The 19,521-nt window shown below is 39.6% G+C and carries 15 protein-coding genes; 5 read left to right on the forward strand and 10 right to left on the reverse strand.

The genetic code is table 11. The annotated features are described in order from the left end of the window. Positions 1 to 5 precede the first annotated feature (5 nt). The 3 genes from AC2CZC_RS18200 to hutH all read right to left on the reverse strand — a co-directional run bounded on the left by AC2CZC_RS18200 (position 6) and on the right by hutH (position 5,017). A complete protein-coding gene (locus tag AC2CZC_RS18200; RefSeq protein WP_484582898.1) occupies positions 6 to 623 on the reverse strand; it encodes an HAD family hydrolase in 618 nt (205 codons plus the stop codon). A gap of 882 nt (positions 624 to 1,505) precedes the next feature. Continuing rightward, positions 1,506 to 3,506, reverse strand: a complete 2,001-nt coding sequence (locus AC2CZC_RS18205) for a urocanate hydratase (protein ID WP_063361199.1) — start codon at positions 3,504 to 3,506, stop codon at positions 1,506 to 1,508. A gap of 11 nt (positions 3,507 to 3,517) precedes the next feature. After that, the gene (hutH, locus tag AC2CZC_RS18210) at positions 3,518 to 5,017 is read right to left on the reverse strand and encodes a histidine ammonia-lyase (RefSeq protein WP_063361198.1); all 1,500 of its coding nucleotides are present in this window, start codon (positions 5,015 to 5,017) and stop codon (positions 3,518 to 3,520) included. A 219-nt stretch (positions 5,018 to 5,236) separates the two neighbouring features. Here hutH and AC2CZC_RS18215 point away from each other — a divergent pair, with 219 nt between their 5' ends. Then, on the forward strand, positions 5,237 to 6,136 hold the full coding sequence (locus tag AC2CZC_RS18215) for a LysR family transcriptional regulator (protein WP_063361197.1): 900 nt from the start codon (positions 5,237 to 5,239) through the stop codon (positions 6,134 to 6,136). Between the two features lie 1,013 nt (positions 6,137 to 7,149). Here the strand turns inward: AC2CZC_RS18215 and AC2CZC_RS18220 are convergent. After that, complete coding sequence (locus tag AC2CZC_RS18220) at positions 7,150 to 7,959, reverse strand: alpha/beta hydrolase family protein (RefSeq protein WP_484582899.1); 810 nt, start codon at positions 7,957 to 7,959, stop codon at positions 7,150 to 7,152. Between the two features lie 137 nt (positions 7,960 to 8,096). Here AC2CZC_RS18220 and AC2CZC_RS18225 point away from each other — a divergent pair, with 137 nt between their 5' ends. After that, positions 8,097 to 9,632: a M20/M25/M40 family metallo-hydrolase gene (locus AC2CZC_RS18225; protein ID WP_211037456.1), complete on the forward strand. Its 1,536-nt coding sequence runs from the start codon at positions 8,097 to 8,099 to the stop codon at positions 9,630 to 9,632. Positions 9,633 to 9,671: 39 nt separating this feature from the next. Here AC2CZC_RS18225 and AC2CZC_RS18230 read toward each other — a convergent pair whose 3' ends face one another. Further along, a complete protein-coding gene (locus tag AC2CZC_RS18230) occupies positions 9,672 to 10,022 on the reverse strand; it encodes a hypothetical protein (RefSeq protein ID WP_211037457.1) in 351 nt (116 codons plus the stop codon). A 50-nt stretch (positions 10,023 to 10,072) separates the two neighbouring features. Then, positions 10,073 to 10,699: a LysE family translocator gene (locus tag AC2CZC_RS18235; protein ID WP_211037458.1), complete on the reverse strand. Its 627-nt coding sequence runs from the start codon at positions 10,697 to 10,699 to the stop codon at positions 10,073 to 10,075. A 197-nt stretch (positions 10,700 to 10,896) separates the two neighbouring features. Here AC2CZC_RS18235 and AC2CZC_RS18240 point away from each other — a divergent pair, with 197 nt between their 5' ends. Next, positions 10,897 to 12,081, forward strand: a complete 1,185-nt coding sequence (locus AC2CZC_RS18240; RefSeq protein ID WP_211037459.1) for a lactonase family protein — start codon at positions 10,897 to 10,899, stop codon at positions 12,079 to 12,081. Positions 12,082 to 12,153: 72 nt separating this feature from the next. Here AC2CZC_RS18240 and AC2CZC_RS18245 read toward each other — a convergent pair whose 3' ends face one another. Then, a complete protein-coding gene (locus AC2CZC_RS18245; protein ID WP_211037460.1) occupies positions 12,154 to 13,482 on the reverse strand; it encodes a hypothetical protein in 1,329 nt (442 codons plus the stop codon). A gap of 356 nt (positions 13,483 to 13,838) precedes the next feature. On the opposite strand from AC2CZC_RS18245, the gene AC2CZC_RS18250 reads away from it, so the two are divergent. Next, positions 13,839 to 14,039: a hypothetical protein gene (locus AC2CZC_RS18250; RefSeq protein WP_211037461.1), complete on the forward strand. Its 201-nt coding sequence runs from the start codon at positions 13,839 to 13,841 to the stop codon at positions 14,037 to 14,039. Between the two features lie 138 nt (positions 14,040 to 14,177). Here AC2CZC_RS18250 and AC2CZC_RS18255 read toward each other — a convergent pair whose 3' ends face one another. Next, positions 14,178 to 14,627 (reverse strand): hypothetical protein, encoded by a 450-nt coding sequence (locus AC2CZC_RS18255; protein WP_484582900.1) that lies wholly within the window; start codon positions 14,625 to 14,627, stop codon positions 14,178 to 14,180. A gap of 590 nt (positions 14,628 to 15,217) precedes the next feature. Here AC2CZC_RS18255 and AC2CZC_RS18260 point away from each other — a divergent pair. After that, positions 15,218 to 17,344 (forward strand): winged helix-turn-helix domain-containing protein, encoded by a 2,127-nt coding sequence (locus AC2CZC_RS18260; protein ID WP_484582901.1) that lies wholly within the window; start codon positions 15,218 to 15,220, stop codon positions 17,342 to 17,344. A 122-nt stretch (positions 17,345 to 17,466) separates the two neighbouring features. Here the strand turns inward: AC2CZC_RS18260 and AC2CZC_RS18265 are convergent, their stop codons facing one another. Together AC2CZC_RS18265 and AC2CZC_RS18270 are read right to left on the reverse strand one after the other, a co-directional pair. Continuing rightward, positions 17,467 to 17,997 (reverse strand): hypothetical protein, encoded by a 531-nt coding sequence (locus tag AC2CZC_RS18265; RefSeq protein WP_484582902.1) that lies wholly within the window; start codon positions 17,995 to 17,997, stop codon positions 17,467 to 17,469. A 197-nt stretch (positions 17,998 to 18,194) separates the two neighbouring features. Beyond that, positions 18,195 to 19,316 carry an ISAs1 family transposase gene (locus AC2CZC_RS18270; RefSeq protein ID WP_484582903.1) on the reverse strand — a complete coding sequence of 374 codons (1,122 nt, stop codon included), beginning with the start codon at positions 19,314 to 19,316 and terminating at the stop codon, positions 18,195 to 18,197. Positions 19,317 to 19,521 lie beyond the last annotated feature (205 nt).

Raw genomic sequence — 19,521 nt, forward strand, 5'->3', positions numbered from 1 at the left:
CGATTCTAAAATACTAGCCCCAAAGCATATAAGGCTTTTCGGGCTTGCTCTACACTCTCAAATTGTATCGCTTCCATACCCACCGCCTTTGCGCCAGCAACGTTATGCGGCATATCATCGAGAAAAACCATTTCATTTGCGGCCAATTTATATTGCTCTAACAGTGCGTGATAAATCTCTGGTTGTGGTTTTAAAACTCCTAAATCAGCAGAGACAATCTCACCATCAAATAGGCCCCAAAAATCATAGGTACGTTTTAAAAACTCAACTGTCTCGTGCACATTATCTGTCAGTGCATATACGCCATATCCCGCTTGCTTAACCTGTAAAATAAGATCTGTTGCTTGATAGAGTAGAATTTGCGTTTGTTTGATGTAGTAAAACAGGCGCTCTGTATCTTGTGCGCTAAATCCAAGTGCTTGTTGGTATTTTTGCTTAGTCTCATGTTCACTAAACATGCCTTTATTGATATCTAGCCATATGTTAGAGCCAAACACAGACTGCACTAATTGCTCCTGAGATTGTGAATCTGGGAACGTCAGTCTAATAATTTCCGCAGGAGACCAGCGAACAACAACGTTGCCTATATCAAAAACCACATTTTTAATCTGACTTAGTGCCATGTTTATTCCTTTATTTTACTTTTAAACCGCGCGTACGCCTTGGTATTCATAAACTCACTCATTGGACTTGTCGAGCTTTACTCAGCACAGGCAATAACAAATCTAAATTGAAATTCTGAAATCCGGTTTAACAAAGACCAATTAAAATATATATGAAGTTTATATCTAAGAAATGAAAAGCGTCGTTTTAAAACTGAAAGTAGGTCAATTAAGACCTACGACAAGGGTTAAGGATATTTACAAACACAAGCAATGCTTGTTTTTTTCGTTAGCAGTCGTCTGAATAACACTGCCAAGAAACCTGGCACTTCACGGTTGGTAAACAACCGATTGTTTCAAAAGTTTGTCCACCACCAATCTGAGGTGTCTGTTGATTATTAAGCGACTTTTTAGACGCGCTTAGATTTTTTACTTTCTTTTTGCTTAATTTAAGTAACATTATAATTTCCTTTGGTTAGTTACATTCAATACAGACACGATATCAGGTTTTTTCATCCTTAAAAACCTTATTTATGTGAAATTTTATACTTTTTTGATCAAAAACATGGATTTATATTTCATTATTATGCCATTTTTTTGAATTTACTAATTAAATAATGTCTTTATTTTGAGCGGATTTAACACATCAGCATAAAATGGGAATAAATTTTCTCATTTAGTTACAAAACCAGTACGTTATTATTAGATAAAACTCACTAGAGTATTTTCTTATTTAAATACTTAATAATTAGATTTGATCGAGCAATAAGTGAGCTTTCACACGCACCTAAGTTATCGAAGAAGATGTAGCTGAGGATATAGAAATGTATAGTTTGTCTGGGCGAGGGTTTTTGAGCAAAAAATAGAGCTTAAGATTGCCTTAAGCTCTATATTAAAATGCGGTTATAGCGATAAGTTATCTAAAATATCATCATCCACATTATTCGAAAGGGTTACTTTCAATTTCGGCGTTCTGGCCATTTCACGTTTAATTGCAAAATTAGCTTCTTCGTTACGCGCCCAGCTACGACGTGCAATACCATTGTTGACATCAAATAGCAGCATAGATTCTAGTCGACGTTCAGCATCACTTGACCCATCTAACAACATACCAAAGCCACCATTGATAACTTCACCCCAGCCAACACCGCCGCCATTGTGAATTGAAACCCAAGTAGCGCCACGGAAACCATCGCCGATAACGTTGTGGATCGCCATATCAGCTGTAAAACGGCTGCCATCATAGATGTTAGATGTTTCACGGAATGGTGAATCAGTGCCAGATACATCGTGATGGTCTCGGCCAAGCACAACTGGACCAATTTCACCACGTTCAATCGCATCATTAAATGCTTTGGCAATCTTGATACGGCCTTCGGCATCCGCATAAAGAATACGTGCTTGCGAGCCAACAACCAGCTTGTTTTCTTTTGCGTCTTTGATCCAAGTAATGTTGTCTTGCATCTGCTGCTGAATTTCTTCTGGGGATTCAGCCATGATCTCTTCGAGCACTTTTGCAGCAATTGCGTCAGTCTTGTCTAAATCTTCAGGTTTACCTGATGTACACACCCAACGGAATGGACCAAAGCCATAGTCAAAACACATTGGACCTAAAATATCCTGAACATAAGACGGGTATTTAAAGTCGATACCGTTTGCGGCCATCACATCGCCACCAGCGCGCGAAGACTCAAGTAAGAACGCGTTACCATAATCAAAGAAGTAAGTGCCTTTGGCAGTATGCTTGTTAACAGCGTCTGCGTGACGCTTAAGTGTCGCTTGTACTTTTTCTTTGAATACCTCTGGCTCTTCACGAATTAAGCGGTTTGACTCTTCGTAACTGATCCCAACTGGGTAGTAGCCGCCTGACCACGGGTTATGAAGAGATGTTTGGTCAGAACCAAGGTGTACAAAAATATCTTCAGCAAGGAATGACTCCCATACATCAACGATGTTACCGATGAATGCTATAGACACCACCTCTTCGCCTGCTTGTGCTTTTTTAACACGTGCAACCAAATCAGGCATATTGTCGACTAATTCATCCACCCAACCTTGCTCGTGACGTTTAATCGCCGCTTTAGGGTTTACCTCTGCACATACAGTAATACAGTTAGCGATATTACCTGCTTTAGGCTGCGCACCACTCATGCCGCCAAGACCTGCGGTTAAGAAGATCTTGCCTTTTGGACTATCGCCCTTTTCAAGTACTTTACGGAATGCATTCATTACCGTAATAGTTGTACCGTGTACAATGCCCTGAGGACCAATGTACATGAAAGAACCCGCTGTCATCTGGCCGTACTGTGTTACACCCAGTGCGTTGAACTTTTCCCAATCATCTGGCTGAGAGTAGTTCGGGATCATCATACCGTTTGTTACGACAACGCGTGGTGCATCTTTTGATGACGGGAATAATCCCATCGGGTGGCCAGAGTACATGTGAAGTGTTTGGTCTTCTTCCATTTCACTTAAGTACTTCATCGCAAGTAAGTATTGTGCCCAGTTTTGGAATACTGCACCGTTACCACCATAAGTGATAAGCTCTTCTGGATGCTGTGCAACTGCCGGATCTAAGTTGTTGTCAATCATCAACATGATTGCCGCAGCTTGCTCGCATTTAGCTGGATAGTCTGAAATTGAACGCGCCTTAAGCTCATAATTAGGCTTAAAGCGGTACATATAAATACGACCGAAATCTTTTAGCTCTAGTGCAAATTCAGTAGCGAGTTCATTGTGCCACTCTTTTGGGAAGTAACGCAGCGCGTTTCTAACTGCTAGCTGCTTTTCTTCTGGGCTTAAAATGTCTTTACGCTTTGGCGCACGGTTTGCCCCTGCCGGATATGGCTTTGCTTCAGGCAATACGCTAGGGATACCCTGCTTTATTTGTTCTTGAAAATTCATGTCGGATTTCCTTAGTTCACTGTAACCGTAAATGCTTGTGACTTAACAAACTCAACCATGGCATCGATGTCTGGCTTAAGTAGTCTGTCTTCTTCAAGTTTCGCGACCTTTGTACGGATCAAGGCGTGATTCTGTTCAATAATATCTGAACATGTATTCGGACGTCTAAAATCAACCGCTTGCGCTGCATACATCAACTCAATTGCAAAAATCTTTTCAAGGTTCCCTAAGATTTGGTTGAACTTACGACCTGAAATACTGCCCATTGATACGTGGTCTTCTTGACCCATCGATGTCGGTACACTGTCAGCAGACGGTGGGAAACACAGAGATTTGTTTTCTGTTACCAAGGCCGCAGTCGTATACTGAGGGATCATCATACCTGAGTTTAGACCACCTGATGTGGTTAGAAGTCGAGGCAGTCCGTGTAAGCCTTCAAGTAATAAATAACAACGACGATCAGAGATGTTACCAAGCTCAGCGGCTGCAATTGACGCGTAATCAAGTACCATTGCTAAAGGCTGGCCGTGGAAGCTACCACCAGAGATGGCTTCTTCTTCACTGATAACAATTGGGTTGTCTGTCACTGAGTTCATTTCTGTCTCAGCAAGCTCTTTTAAATGGTTAAATGCGTTGCGCGATGCGCCGTGCACCTGCGGGATACATCTAAGTGAATATGGGTCTTGAACGCGATCACACTCTTCGTGATCAGCCATATTCTGTGAATCTTTGAATAAACGGCGCATGCGTTTTGCAACTGCAATGTTACCTTCAAATGCACGGATAGCATGTAGCTCTTCACGGAATGGCTGCTCACTGCCCTGCATGCCTTCAATACTCATCGCACCGGCTACATCAGCAAGGTCTAATAAGTAACGCATTTTAGTCAAACCAGTAATGGCATGAGATAAGATGAACTGTGTACCATTGATAAGCGCAAGTCCTTCTTTTGAGTCAAGATCCATAGCTTCTAAATTGTTATCTGCAAGTACTTTAGCTGCTGGTTGGATCTCATCACCTACCCAGAACTCACCTTCACCTAATAAAGGTAAGAATAAGTGAGAAAGCGGCGCAAGATCACCTGATGCGCCTACAGAGCCTTGCTCTGGCACAACTGGGATAATGTCTAGTTCAATAAACTTAAGCATACGCTCAACCACTTCTAGGCGAATGCCTGAAAAGCCTTGGCTAAGTGCGTGTACTTTAGTGATAAGCATTAGCTTAGAGATAGGCTTCGCAATTGGGTTACCCACACCAACGGCATGCGTTATTAGTAGGTTCTTTTGCAGAAGTTTGGTCTCTTCAGGGGAAACTTGCGTGTCGCACAGCGGACCAAAACCAGTATTGATACCATATACTGCTTTATCAGACGCTGCCATCTTGTCTACTCGTTGGCGGCTTTTGTTAATTTTATCTAATGCTTCCTGACAAAGCTCTGCTTCAATACTGCCATCGGCTATGCCGTTTACAATATCAAGGTTCAGACGATCTACACCATATCTAAACGTCATCTTATTCTCCTAAATATATGCTTTTCCTAAGCAACTATGTGCTTGATGGCGCAATTTTAACGCTGTAATGATGTTTTATAAATTATAGATAATCGTAATTCATTCCGATTTTATCAAACTTAATGGTGTTACCTTGGCAAACTTTCCACTAAAATAACGCCAGTTTTAAATTCCAACCACTTTTTAGCCAGTTAGTGCGCTGCTTTTAGGAGAAAACCTATGCAAGTTCATGACGTTGACCTACGACTATTGAGGATTTTTGTGGCCATAGTCGAATCTGGAGGCCTATCCGCCGCAGAATCTCGCTTAAACATTGGCCGCTCTACCATTAGTTCACACTTATCGGACTTAGAAGTAAGGCTTGGGATAAAGCTGTGCAAACGCGGTCGAGGCGGCTTTGAACTCACAGAGCCCGGTCGTATTACATACCAAGCCTCTCTTGAACTTTTACAACAGTGTGAGGCATTTGCAACAACGGTTGCGAGCTCTAAGAATGAATTATCTGGGCGTGTAACCATTGCAGTAATCGACACCATGGCCAGCGATCCCCGGTGTGGAATAGCAAATGCCATCGCGTCATTGAAAACACAAAGCGACAATATTCAATTTGATATCAATGTATGTGAAGCAAAAGAGGTTGAGACCTCGGTGATTAACGGGCGTTCTCTCGTAGGATTAGGCGTCAGCCGGCATCATTTGCGTGGCCTTGAGTATATTCCCCTTTATGATGAAAAAAACTTTCTATATTGTGCCAAAGATAACCCTCTATTTGACTGCAAGCCATCGCAGGTCAATAAACTGCTTAAAAGTGCAGAAGTTGTCTCAAGTAACTATATGCGAGATAAAGAGGTCAGAAATGATGGGCTAAATTATATGAATACTGCCATTGCTTATCATGATGAGGGGATTGCACATTTAATTTTATCTGGTGCATTTATTGGTTACTTACCCGAGCACTACGCCAGTTACTGGGTTGATAAAGGCATTTTAAAAGCCATATTACCGCAAAAATATGCGTATACCATTCCGGTTTCATTGATCACCGCCAAAAACAATTCGGCCTCTCCTCTTGCGAATGCCATCATCAACGAATTAAAACGCAGTCACACAATTACGTAATCATTTAATGCCTCTGATCTATTACATCCGTCAATCTGCTTCAATGGCTTGTCTATTTTAAGACAAGCCATTGACATTGATGATTAAAAACAACATCGAATCCAAACTCACCATCGACTAAAATACACATGTCGCAACGTTCATGCTGTGCGTACACCAGCTTTCAAGCTGCATGCTCCCTATACCTATCAATAAACGTCAAACTACACACATATCGCTGTAATTATAAAAATTAAATTCCGATTCCCCTGCACAGCCCTAATACCTAAAAGTGCACCATGAAAAGCAGCCGCTCTATGCGGTAATTTTTTTGTGAGGATTCTGTCATTAAAAGCTCAGAATTCATTCACTTTAAAGTGTTGAAAAGATAAGAATAAAAATTAGAGTTGAATATATAGTAATCACTTCAACCATTAAATTAAGTTAATTCTGAGTCTAAATTTTTGGAACAATCAAGAATGGTTGAAGCTTGAAAGTTAAATTTTAATAAAACAAACTTATTTAAGGATAAAAAATGAAGTTAATTAAAAAGAGCATTAAAAGCCTATCTAACAACAAGACTATTATAAATGATGTAACACCACATATAGCTGGTGGTGTAAATATAGAAAACCAAGATCCTGTGAAGTTCCGCCCTCCGTATTCAGTGTTAGAGCCGGAGTGCCTCACAAACCCGAAGTTTTGTTAGACCTAGTAACCGGCTTTGTGTAACCGCTGTTTAGTTAACTGTTATCGGCTAACACCTCGAGTTCAGTTATAAAGTTACTCAGCACCTGATGTCAGTTTTAGGTAGGCTTGGCCTATTTTTTAACTGGCATCTTTACCGAAAGGGTAAATAGTCGGTCGATAGTGATTATTTTTAGCGTTTTTATGGTTTTTACCTCAGGTTCAAACTCGCGCTTTCGGTTTTAACTCTGTTTACACACTGATTTTATATGTACTTCTGTTTGTAAAAAGTGATTGCAAAAAAACTATGGCCTTCAAATTATGAAGGCCATTAAGCGCCCGCTTTGTTATTGGTTATAACTTTGAATCGTATTCGTTACGTGTGACGTTACTTCTGGGAATAAAAAGATGTCATGTCCACCAGCAATCACTTCTAATTCATTGTCAATATGATGCTTATCTAACGCGTTTTTATAATTAAGTGTTAACTGCGGCTTGGTAATATCATCTTGATCTCCAACCAGCAATGTTATTTTGGTGGATTTTGGTATGTGTTTTACCAATTCAACCGGAGATGTGACATCAATATCTCCCTTAAATTGACGCCAACCACGCGTGTCAGATATGTATTTTCTCCATTCATTAATGTCACACGGACAAGACACGATATATGCATGGTCAATTAACCTAGGGAATTGGGCGACAATTTTTGCGGTAATCGCGCCGCCACCTGAATGGCCAGCAACAATCAATTTATCTGCATTATGCCGAGCTTTCAATGCACTGATTGCTTGTGCAATTTGCTTTACTCGATCGTCACTATAATTCTCACCAGTTGTTTGGCCTCGCTCTCCATCAGACGTTTGGTTCATGGCATCTGTGTAGCCTGGCCTTAAAAGGCCCACGGCGACCAAATTGTCTACTTTTTTAGCAAGTATTGAGGCAAAAAAGTATTGATAGCTTGGGCCAGAAAACGGTGAGTCTCCATGTAAAGAAACTAAAAGAATCGGTGATTTGGTCAATTTATCACTTTTATATGTTTGTATCTTTGTGCAAGTACCATTTACATTCACTTGCTCATGATTATTCTTGCAACTGGCAAATACCGCTCCAGAGTATAAAGCCATGAAACATATAAAGCCTTTGGCTATATTCATGATTGTTCCTTATTATTTTTATGAATCATCCGAGCTCTAAGCTAGACAAAATCTATTTTATTTTCATTGACACAGTGAGCATTACAATTAATAACTAACTGTGGACTTTATAGTAAAACAAAAAAGAGACATTAAGGATGAAAAAAGTAATAAATACGATACTTTTATGGGTATCAACTTTATCTAGCGTATTACCAATAGCTGCATATGCTTCTGGTGTTGTATATGACAAAGATTTATACCAACAAGTAATAAAACAAACACCGCAGGCAGTTCAGCTATATAAAAACTTACTCAGTTTGCCAAATGACACACACAATCAAGAAGACATAAAAAAGCTCTCTTCATGGCTGATCCAAGCATTCAATCAACGCGGGTTTGAATCTCACACCTTGGAGATGTCAGGCAGCCCACTTGTTTATGCAGAGCGCATCAACCCAAACGCAAAGAAAACCGTTTTAGTTTACTTACAAGCTGACGGTCAACCGGTCGATCCAAAAGCATGGCAGCAACCAAACCCATATCAACCTGTGCTAAAAAAACAGCAGAATGACGGTCGCTGGCAAGTTGTACCTTGGTCGTACCTAACTCAGAGTATAGATCCTGATTTGAGGATCTTCGCTCGATCAGCGGCCGACTCTAAAGGCCCTATTGCACAATTTTTAGTTGCATTAGATTTGATACAACAGCAAGGCCCTTTAAATTACAACCTGAAAGTTATCATGGATACGGAAGAAGAGATTGGCTCCCCTAATTTACCAACAGCCATCATTCGCCATAAACAAAAGCTAAAAGCAGACATGTTGTTGATATTTGATGGACCGCCACATTATTCGAATCAACCCACTGTCACACTCGGTGCTCGAGGGATAGCAACAATTCAACTGACAACATACGGACCTTACAAACCACAACACAGTGGGCATTATGGCAATTATGCGCCAAACCCTGCACTTCATTTATCGCAAATCTTAGGTTCTATGAAGTCACAAGACGGACGCGTTCTCATACCCAACTTCTACGAAGGGAGTACTATCAGTGCTGATCTAAAAAAGTTATTAAGTAAAGTGCCTGACGATGAGCAGCAATTAAAACAAAAATTAGGGTTCTCTGTTCACGATAAGGTCGGAAATACGCTACAAGAGTCTATTCAATTCCCTTCTTTGAATATTCGAGGACTACAAAGTGGCTGGGTAGAGCAACAGGCTAGAACCATAGTTCCCGATAAAGCAATCGCAGAGATTGATATCCGACTTGTAAAAGAGTCCAACCCACAGCGCTTAATCTCGCTCGTTAAAAACCATATTGAATCTTTAGGTTACTACGTCATTGACCGTGAACCTACGCATAAAGAACGTATGACACACCCATACATTGTGACGATGAAATCAAGACCTGTCTACGGTGCATTTCGCAGTGAGCCAAACTCCCTTGCCGGTAATATGGCAATACAAGGGCTAACAAAACTCTATGGGGAAAGGCCAATTGTGCTTCGCTCAGGAGGAGGATCAATCCCAATCGCACCTATCATAGATACTTTAGAGATCCCTGCAGCCATTGTGCCTAGCGTAAATGCTGATAACAACCAACACAGCCCGAATGAAAATTTACGTGTAGGTAACTTCATCGAAGGTATTGCTATTATCGCCTCTGTTTTAAATCAACCTTTATAACAAAAAAGAGCCAGCTTAATTGCTGGCTCTTGTAAATTTTTACGCACTATTTGCGCGCATGCCCCTGACTCGCTTAATGCCAAAAAGAAGGATAGTAATAAATACAGAGTACATCACTAAATTACCAGACAAAGATTCAGATGGTAGCCCAGCAAACAACCTAAGGTAATCGTTCACTAGCAACATGCCTAGACCTACAGTGATGCTAACTAGCTTAAAACACCAGTAAACATGACCTTGAACAGTCGTGATAGACAGAAGGAGTACAATCAATGAGGCATAAAATGCAAGGACTGACATGGCGCCTGGAACCACACTTGGCACAAGTAAAAATAAAGAACTAGCTAGTAGCAGACACCTATAAATAGGTAATACCTTACTTTTCATCATCCACTTCCATAATGAATAAGTTTCTCTGACTCATATTAAGAGCGATGGGCTTACTTGCCATCAATGGCAATTTTCCCTGCCAGACCAATTAAAATTACCCCAGAAACCCCCTCAAGTACCCGCGTGTAACGCTTAGCGCTTTGTCGACCAAACACCCAACTCCCTGCCAGAGCATAAATAATATTACAAAAGGTCGCTAGACCACTAAATATCAGACCATAGATAAGTAAGTTTTGGGTTGCCGTTTCGCTATTTGGATTTATGAATTGTGGTAAAAAGGATAAGAAAAACAAGGCAACTTTGGGGTTTAAGACACTGACAATGAATCCTTGCAGCAAAACATTGCTATCGCGCTCGTTATTTGTCTCCAAGTTTATACTAGATGTACCTTGGTACATTGAAATTAAAGATTTCACACCTAAATAGCATAAGTACACAGCACCTAAAATCTTTATTAAGTTGAACAATACAGCCGAGCTTAAAATAATTGCCGACAAGCCCAAACAAGCCGCTGCTGTATGAAACGCATAGCCAAAGCCTAATCCAGCTGCCGCTTTAAAGCCATCTATGACTTTACCTCTCATAGTATTTGAGACAATATAAATCACATCTGGACCTGGGATCAGGTTAATCGCCAAGCAAGCGATGATAAATACATATAAAGAATTAAACTCCATTCACTACTCCTTTAGTTTTTAGTCGACTAATTTTCTAACTTGAAAAGTCAAAAGCCTTTAGAATATATAATAACAAGTTTAATGAAGATAACTAACCATAAAGCATGAAAAAAAATGAGCCAGTTGATTAAAATCTCTATCCATGATTATATGAAATCGATTTTTAATCATACCACTCCATACCATCAAGAGATCTTATGTATTATCGAATTTTAGCGCCTCTTCTAATTATATCTTTAACAAGCCAAGCTAACGCGCTCCCTCAGAGCAAAAAACAGAATAAGCTCGAAGCAATACAGATCCTCCGACATTCAGAAAACTTAAATCAAGAGATTGCAAACCCTCGTGATATCACTTTAACGAACAACAGAACGTTGTTGATCGCCAGCGGAGACAGCAATTCGCTGTCTGTTTTTGGAGAAAATCGTGACAATCAATTCAGTTATTTACAGAGTTTCTCTAGTTCGAAATATCCGACCTTAGCACTCGAAGGGGCGTCAGATGTGACACACATAGAGCAAAATGACGTTGCCATCGTTTCCTCGTTTTACAGTGGATCGCTCACATCATTTAAACGTAATCAAAATGGACTATTTGAGCATGTGCAAACGTTGGGCAATGATATTAATATCAAGCAAGCTTTTTCTGATTATGAAAAAGTAAAACATAAAGATACGCTAAGCTTACTCGGTGCATGGAGCACACACTTTTCTGAGCAAGGTAATACCTTGTATGTAGCTAGCTACCTAAGTAATGCAGTATCAATTTTTAACATTGATCGCGCAGGAGTGCTCTCCCCTCATGGTCAACTACTGCCAAAAATAAACTGGGGAAGGCCAACTTCCATAAGTCAGTCTGGCGACGCAAATTGGCTGTACGTAAATGGCTTTGAAGAAAGTAAAGTATCAGTATTGAAAAAGGGCACAGATGGCAAATATGGGTTAGCTCAAACACTAGCTCACGGCACAAACAACATTGATGCGATGCAAAACCCACAGCAAATATTAATCAGTCCTGATAATCAATTTTTATTCGTTGCTGCATCCAAAAGCAATAACATTAACGTATTCAAGAAAAACAACTCAGATACATTTGTGCACCACCAAACCCTCTCAAGTCCAGCACCAACAAGCTTAAGCGGTGCATGCTGTATCGCATTTGCAAGCAAACAGAAGTTACTATTTGCTGCAGGTGAAGCTGGGGAAGGCATTTTAGTCTATGAATTGTCTCCATCAAGTGGGAAATTGTCTTTAAATAGACATATTAAGCAATTTAAAAATAATAAAATAACTGGTGTTTCGGTTTTAAGCTTGTCAGCAGACGAACGTACTCTGTATGCCGGTACAGGCAAAAACAGTGAAGTATTCATTTTTAAACTTTAGCAACGTAAACACCTTTTAATTTTTTAATAATCAATGTGTTGGAGTATACTATGCAAAGTTATACTCCTTAGGTTAGCTAACGACATGCTCTTTATTTACGCGCAGAGTTTCATGATACACCCAGGTCAATCTTCCAATATCTATTGGAAGCTCCATCTCTTGTGCTGCATCATAAATTTGGTCTATCTGCTGATTTTCAAAATCTCGTTGAATTGAAGATAAATTAATCTTCATCCACGTCTCTACAGAGTCCGATTTTTCAAATAATGCTGGATTATCTTCAATTGTGTCGTTTATTTTTTTCCAAATATCAGACTGTATCTGAGGTGGAGTTTCATGAGTATGTTCAATTACATCCTGCATCCACCCAACACCTTGCTTCTCGTAAGCATCTATTAGATTGCTATACATGTCGCGCCTTTCTGACTCAGTTTCCATTTTATCTGTAAATAAAACATGACCACCATTCGAACTTTCATACCCGCTGGTATATTCCTTTAAATCAACAAGCTTACTAACATAAGAAAAAATATTGTTTTCACTACCTTTGTCAGCCTCTTCGAGCATGGAAAGAAATGATGTTCTATCATTATTTTTTACATGATTAGCCATCTCCATAATGCCTATACTCTGCTCACGTGTACTTTCTTTTAAATGCTGATTAATAGACGTCATTTCTCCTTGTGAATATCGGTTTTTAGACAGTAAATCTACATATTGATGTGTTAGTTTTGCAAAATGTAGATTTTCTCTTTCAAGCTGCTTGTAATTAGCCGCTTCTGAGAATGGTTTAAACAAAGTTTCACTGTGGTCAAAATCGGTATCCAAAGCAATAAACATTCTTACATTTTCTTCTTCCTGCTCAGATAAAGCAGCGAGTGTGCTTACCGTATCCTGGATTTCCTCTTCTGACATTGAGCTAAGTAACGAAATCAATTCTTGAGATTTATCTTTGTTAAACCCGGCTCCCATGAATGAATCTAGACGAAATGACTTGGCTAAAACGCCCACAAATTGTTCAAGTGTTTCATCGTCCATTTTATCCATGATTGAAAGGAGCTCTTTCGAAGGAATATGCGCTCTAAGTATGTCCTTTTGCTCGGTACTCAGTCGATCTTCATGAGTCAAGAAAGCGTCAATATCTTCCAATTCAGTGAGATCACCATAGCCGTACTGAGGTGCGTTATTAGTCCCAGAGTTAGACATATCAATGATTTGAACTTTGTGCTTTTTCGCACGCATATAAGGGTCGTATAACTCAGGTTGTGGCTCTGGATAACGCGGCGCGTAAACTTTTGCAATGTGCTCTTGTTCCAGCTTTCCAGAATGTTCAATTCGAATATTTGTTGCCTGCGGCTTCGGATCAGCCAGATTTATATTTAGAGCGGATTTGATTTGCATTGTGATCTCCTTATGCTCACTCGCTAAAAGACTATCGGCACTTCTGATAGTTTCTTTAGTATTTAATTAAGCGATAAAGTTTTTATATAGATAATATCAAGATTAATATGGGTATTGATACTTTTTAGATGAAGAAAAAACAGCCCGATTTATATTATTTCCAGATTTAAAAAAATGACCTCCAATTTTCGTTCCCCCTCTTATTTATATCAAAATAGTCTTGCTAAAAGACACCACAAGGGTTAACTTAATGTTAACTTTGTGCGGTTTTATAGGCTTTTTCCTAAAGCACCATAGCGTAAGGAACTAGACGAAATATTTAATGTAAATTATTAAAACGAAAATAAGGAAAATTCATGAAGCTAAATAAGAAAAAATTGAAAAACCTAAGCCAGCAAAAAGAACTTGCGAATGTGCAAACACCCAATATCGCAGGTGGATTTTGGAGAACAATTGGCTGTGCACCAAATACATATAATGATGGCACTTGCCCATCAAATTTACCTTATGAAACTGGCTGCGCTTGCCCTACTACACACCCTATTCACTGTGCATAAATAGAAGTGAAAATTAAATATTATAAAAATAATCGCGCATTAGATAACAAACAAGTGCGCGATTTTACTTTCTAAGCTCAAAACCAGTGCACCAAATAATTTAACAGGCACTAAGGGCTCTTAATAGGCATATTAGATTTAACTTTGTTGCTTAGAATTAACAAGCGCATCAGTTACACAACCAGCTATTGCACGGCGAGAGCCTACATTCACACACTGTTGTAATTTGGGGTGTATCAATTCATAAGATGCTATCGGCAAATTATCAACTCGCCTAATGCACCTTTCCACTGCATACTGCCCATATACATTCATAGGAAGTGGCTGAAAGTCATATACTTCGTCAATTATTTCATGCATATTCAAAGCAATAATGTCTGCTGGTTTGGTCATTTCTGATTGCGCTAAAACTTGTTTTGGTGACAATCTTGCCAAGAGCACTTGCTTAGGCTGGCCCAGTGATTTTTGCTCCAATGTTGAAGCCGCAATTTCATGTAAAGACATACAAGCAGCTAAAGGATGACTGGTGTTTGCATAGGCCATCATTCCCCAACACAACAACACCGCGCCAAAACCGACTCTTAGCATAAACCCTTTCCTTTTATAAACGTGTTAAATCAAATGGTAAAACAAGATTAAATATCTCAGTAATTATCTTATTTAATTGCTTAATAACACTTCAGACAATATCACAGACCAATAATTTTTAAAATAAAATCAGCGCCTTAGGATTAAACTGGATACTGTGAAACACATAATTTAGGAAAATAGGTATAACAAAGCACTAAGTATCACATATCCATATTTCTAACGAGTGATAAGTAGATGGTCCATCTGCCATATTTCCTAAGTGTTTTAGCTAACGCTCATTCAGAATATATAATTAAACTACATTTAAAGGCATAGTACAGCGTTTTTGGATACACAACGCATTCTTAAATGCCCAGACATCTCATAAAACCAACAATAAAAACCTTGCCGCCTCTTCGTTTAGCTTTTCAGGCGAATTAAGTGCTTAAACTGAATAAATGACCAGTAAATACACAGGGGTTACGGTTCTTCTAGAAATTTTAAATATATCAATCAGCTAGTTACCTGTTTGAATTTTATATCTAACATCGGTATTCTGATGGCGTTTCATTCAATAATAAAAACAAAACAAGTGAAATAGAGGCTCTATGACAAAGCAATATTGGGTTGGTGAATTTTATGTCGACTTATCCAGAAATCAAATCACACAAAATCAACAGCCGCAAGTCGTCGCGCCTAAAGCGTTATCCGTACTGACCTACTTGGCACAGAAACAAGGAGAAGTGGTCAGCCAGGAGATTCTGCTATCAAAAGTATGGCCAGACACCGTGGTTTCGCCTAATAGTTTGCAACGCAGCATTGCACAGCTTCGCAAAGCCCTAGGTGATGATGGTAAAGAACAAATCTATATCAAGACCCATTCAAAACAAGGCTATAGTCTAGAGTGCCAAGTTAAATGGCTCAATGATTTAGAGCAGGCTCCTGTTCAAGTAGAGACGGGCTCCTCAAAACATCATGTCGCGCCTGATCGCTACGAGCAAACCTCTCCTGATACAATCGTATTTTGGAAAAAAAAGCGACTACTACTTTTTATCCTTGTCACACTATGTAGCTTCGTTGGAGCTCACTTTGCAACACAAGAAGAATCCCCGCTTTTTTCCGTAGGCGAAATTCGGGCTCTAACGGCGTCTGATGGAAAAGAATTTGCGAGTATCTACTCGCCAGATGGAAACTATATTATGTTTCATCGATTTTCAGAGGAAGAATGCGTCAATAATATTTGGGCTAAAAACTTAACAACCAAGCAAGAACACAAACTGACAGAGCATATAGACAGCTATGGTAGCCATAGTTTTTCCCCTGATGGTAAAGAACTCGTGTTTATTCGCACCATGAACTGTGAGAAACCCATCACCCAAAAGAAGTGCTATCAGTTGATGAGTATGGAGTTTGCAAAGGCATTAAAAGCACCGCAACCTATGAACATTTTACTAGAGTGTAAAAACTCAGAGATCAGATCACCTCATTGGTTAAACAACAACAATATTGCCCTCTTACAACGAGAGTCTACTCAATGGCAGCTAATAAGCTATTCTCCTGAAAAAAATGAAAGCCGTATTATCCATAACGTCACCGATGGGAATATTATCTATTATGATTACTCGCCAAAAGACGACTTATTTGCGGTTATCAGCATTCATGCAGATAGCCAGCATTATATAGAAATCCTCACCTCGAGCGGCGAATTACTTTCAAGTAACCCAATTATGTTTACCCCAGAAGCGCGCCGGCATATTAATGTGTACGCCAACTTCTCACCAATTAAAGATCACCTTATTTTTAGTACTGGACGACAATTTTTCACCCTCTCTTTTGATGGCTCAGTGCGCAATGTGAGTATGCCACTAGATCAACCTGCCTTCTCCCCTAGTTTTCACCCAGATGGCAGCAAAGCGCTAGTCATAAAAGGGACTTTTGATTTCGATATTGCCGCAATTCCATTCACAGAGTTGTCTAAAGCACACAATAAATTAGACGACTATATAGTTGCGCGCTCAACGATGTCCGATAACACGGGCATTTTACAACCTGGCGGAAGTCTACTGGCTTTATCGTCAGACCGCTCAGGAGAAGACCAAGTTTGGCTGTATGACGGACATACGACAATACAATTATCGAATTTCCCGATAGACAGCGATATATCTGCAATGAAGTGGTCTCAAGACGGAACCGATTTACTCGTAAGCGTTAATAATCAGCTTATACAATTACAGCTTGATGGTCAGCAAACTCAGCATCACACCCAACACCCCATTATTGAGCTACTGCACTGGGACAAAACACGTCATATCGCGCTGACATTTGCCAACGTACGCGGCACAAAAAAGCTAATGCAATACCACCTAGCGACAAACGAAGCACACATATTAACGGATAAACGTGTAAATTGGGCCGATAAATCAGAGCAAGGGCAGCTTATTTATACAGACCATATGGACAGGTTTTGGTTGTCAGGCGCGATAGAAGCGGAACAAATAACGGCTTTAAACGGCTATGGTGCAGATGAGCAGCAATTTATCATTAAAGAAAACACGATTTTTGGTACTAATAATAAAGGCGAACTGTGGTCATATAATCTCATTAACGGGGACCTAAAAGTATTAGGAAAACTACCTAGTAACTTTTCAAGTATTAGTGATATAGACAATAAAAGAATTGTAGTCCGAGCCCGAATTTCAGCTAAAAAAGAAGTCGTTGAACTCGTTATGAAATAAATAGATTTGGTATTGAGTTAACCGATTTTTGGTCAGTGAAGTTGTTCGTAAAATAAAAAGCACGGTAAAAACCGTGCTAAATAGGTATTTAAGTAATTAAACTACCTTTATATGTTGAACAATTATTCTGCTACAATTTTGTTAGCTACCCACTTAGCGCCTGTACGCTGATCTATACCAGTCATGACGTTAGGTAAAATATCAGTGACTTTGTAATGCCAAGCGCAATCTGTTCTGTCTAGGCCATTTAATAGTGGTGTACAGAACCAAAGATCGCCCGCCTCTCCCATGGATAGCTTATTGATTTTATATACTTTATCATTCTCTGTTTCAATAATACCACCACCGGCAGTAAAGCTTACAAACTTAACTTGACCATTCGTGGTATATTCCAAGCGCCAACGCGTACCTGGCAAAGTTTCAAGCGAAGCAATTGCGTCATTATTTCTAAGCTTATATTTAACGGCGCCTGTACTTGTTGTCCAAACAAGATCTTTTCTGTTGTCAGAGTTTATATCAACAATTTGCAATTCTTTCACATCTTCATTGACCAATAGGTCTTGTGTGGCCCCAAAGGTTTCCGTTACCGATGGATTTGCAAATACTGAACCTGCAGATAAAATACCCGCGATTAAAACAACTAACTTTTTCATATTTTTCCTTAATAGAAACTTCTTATTCTCCAATTATGAGGTTTTTATTTTGACCTCAGTAATATTTTGTCAGTTATAATTTAAAAAATCCACAAATATTAAATAAAACCCTCAAAAGAACAAAAATTAAACTTCGAATATATTAAGTAAAAAGGCGAAAAGAATAAAATTTGACCCCAGGGCAAGAGCATGAAAAATCACTTGCTATTCAATACCTTTTCTAGGTAGCTCTCGTTCCTAGCTGCTTTTAGCTGTTTAGCGCGCACACCTTTGCTAAAGGATGTTTCTTTCTTTAATAAATTCAATGCAATATGTCTTACACCAGCAAACACTTCTGCTGCGCCGTCGCGGCGTATACGGCAGCCATCTTCATTCATTGCCACATCCAAACACCAATGAAGGCTGTTCTCAATATGCCAATGCGCTCGTGTAGCTTCAGCTAGTCTTTGCGCACTCAAGTTCGCTGAACTTATGTAATATCGATATGTTAACTCACCTTGCTTTTGGTTATCCGATTTACGGTAAGACACTATCACGCCTACACTTTGTAAATTGGGCCAGCTTGCACTTGCTGGAATTAGAGCCATGTCATGGCAGACAACAGCGGCCCTGAACTCTTCTCGACCTCGTTGATAATCAACCTCACTTAGTAGGCTGTCACTCGCTATTTGGCGTGTAATTTCTGGCTGCAAGCGTTGTTTTACTTGCTCAAATAAGCTGCCTTGATTGGCTTTGAGTGCCAGCAAATAGTCCGCCTCTTTTTCTATAATTTGTTTCGCAATCTCCTTTTGGCAGCCCATTGCATCAATAGTCACTATACAACCTTTTAGCTCTAGCAGCTGAAGTAACTCTGGGATAGCTGTGATTTCATTGGACTTCGAGTCGGTCTTACATTGGCCTAACGTCACGCCATTTTCACAGGCAAACGCACTGACAATGTGGATAGCATCTTTTCTATCTGACTGTTTAAATGAACCTTTTAGCCTTTTTCCATCAATGGCAACCACACTGCCGTCTGTGAGCTCGCTACAGCTTTGCATCCATTGAGAAAAGCAGGCTTGAAATTGAGTCATATCAATGCGGCTTATAACCCTTGCAATCGTGTCGTGTCGCGGCACGCCGTTAGCTAACGTTATAAATTTACGTAACCAAGATAGCTTGTCATGGGCAAAATCTTCGATTTCTTCCCAACCTTGGCAACCTGCGATTACGGCACTGATAGTTAGAAACAGAATATCGGATAATGGATGTTGCACTTTGCTTTGCTGGCGTGGGTCATCAATGGAAGAAAAGTGTTCAAACAACGTATTGGCTGACATAATTGGACTGCTTAATCTGAAAAGCAGTATAAGATCACAAATTTATGTCAAGGTAAAGTTCATGATCTTGCCCTGAATTTGACCCACTCTGTGAGTCGGTGAAAAAATTGGGTGTATTATTTTCAAACTTTCATCATACAGAGGCGGCATCCAAATTAATTAACATAGATGCCGTTTAATGTAATGCAGCGTCATACTAATATGA

The organism is Pseudoalteromonas sp. MMG033, from assembly GCF_057197785.1.

Coding starts and splice junctions, on each gene's coding strand:
- AC2CZC_RS18205 (WP_063361199.1), bottom strand. CDS start 3,506: ATGAATTTTCAAGAACAAATAAAGCAGGGTATCCCTAGCGTATTGCCT.
- AC2CZC_RS18245 (WP_211037460.1), bottom strand. CDS start 13,482: ATGCAAATCAAATCCGCTCTAAATATAAATCTGGCTGATCCGAAGCCG.
- AC2CZC_RS18250 (WP_211037461.1), top strand. CDS start 13,839: ATGAAGCTAAATAAGAAAAAATTGAAAAACCTAAGCCAGCAAAAAGAA.
- hutH (WP_063361198.1), bottom strand. CDS start 5,017: ATGACGTTTAGATATGGTGTAGATCGTCTGAACCTTGATATTGTAAAC.
- AC2CZC_RS18230 (WP_211037457.1), bottom strand. CDS start 10,022: ATGATGAAAAGTAAGGTATTACCTATTTATAGGTGTCTGCTACTAGCT.
- AC2CZC_RS18225 (WP_211037456.1), top strand. CDS start 8,097: ATGAAAAAAGTAATAAATACGATACTTTTATGGGTATCAACTTTATCT.
- AC2CZC_RS18255 (WP_484582900.1), bottom strand. CDS start 14,627: ATGCTAAGAGTCGGTTTTGGCGCGGTGTTGTTGTGTTGGGGAATGATG.
- AC2CZC_RS18260 (WP_484582901.1), top strand. CDS start 15,218: ATGACAAAGCAATATTGGGTTGGTGAATTTTATGTCGACTTATCCAGA.
- AC2CZC_RS18240 (WP_211037459.1), top strand. CDS start 10,897: ATGTATTATCGAATTTTAGCGCCTCTTCTAATTATATCTTTAACAAGC.
- AC2CZC_RS18235 (WP_211037458.1), bottom strand. CDS start 10,699: ATGGAGTTTAATTCTTTATATGTATTTATCATCGCTTGCTTGGCGATT.
- AC2CZC_RS18215 (WP_063361197.1), top strand. CDS start 5,237: ATGCAAGTTCATGACGTTGACCTACGACTATTGAGGATTTTTGTGGCC.
- AC2CZC_RS18265 (WP_484582902.1), bottom strand. CDS start 17,997: ATGAAAAAGTTAGTTGTTTTAATCGCGGGTATTTTATCTGCAGGTTCA.
- AC2CZC_RS18270 (WP_484582903.1), bottom strand. CDS start 19,316: ATGTCAGCCAATACGTTGTTTGAACACTTTTCTTCCATTGATGACCCA.
- AC2CZC_RS18220 (WP_484582899.1), bottom strand. CDS start 7,959: ATGAATATAGCCAAAGGCTTTATATGTTTCATGGCTTTATACTCTGGA.
- AC2CZC_RS18200 (WP_484582898.1), bottom strand. CDS start 623: ATGGCACTAAGTCAGATTAAAAATGTGGTTTTTGATATAGGCAACGTT.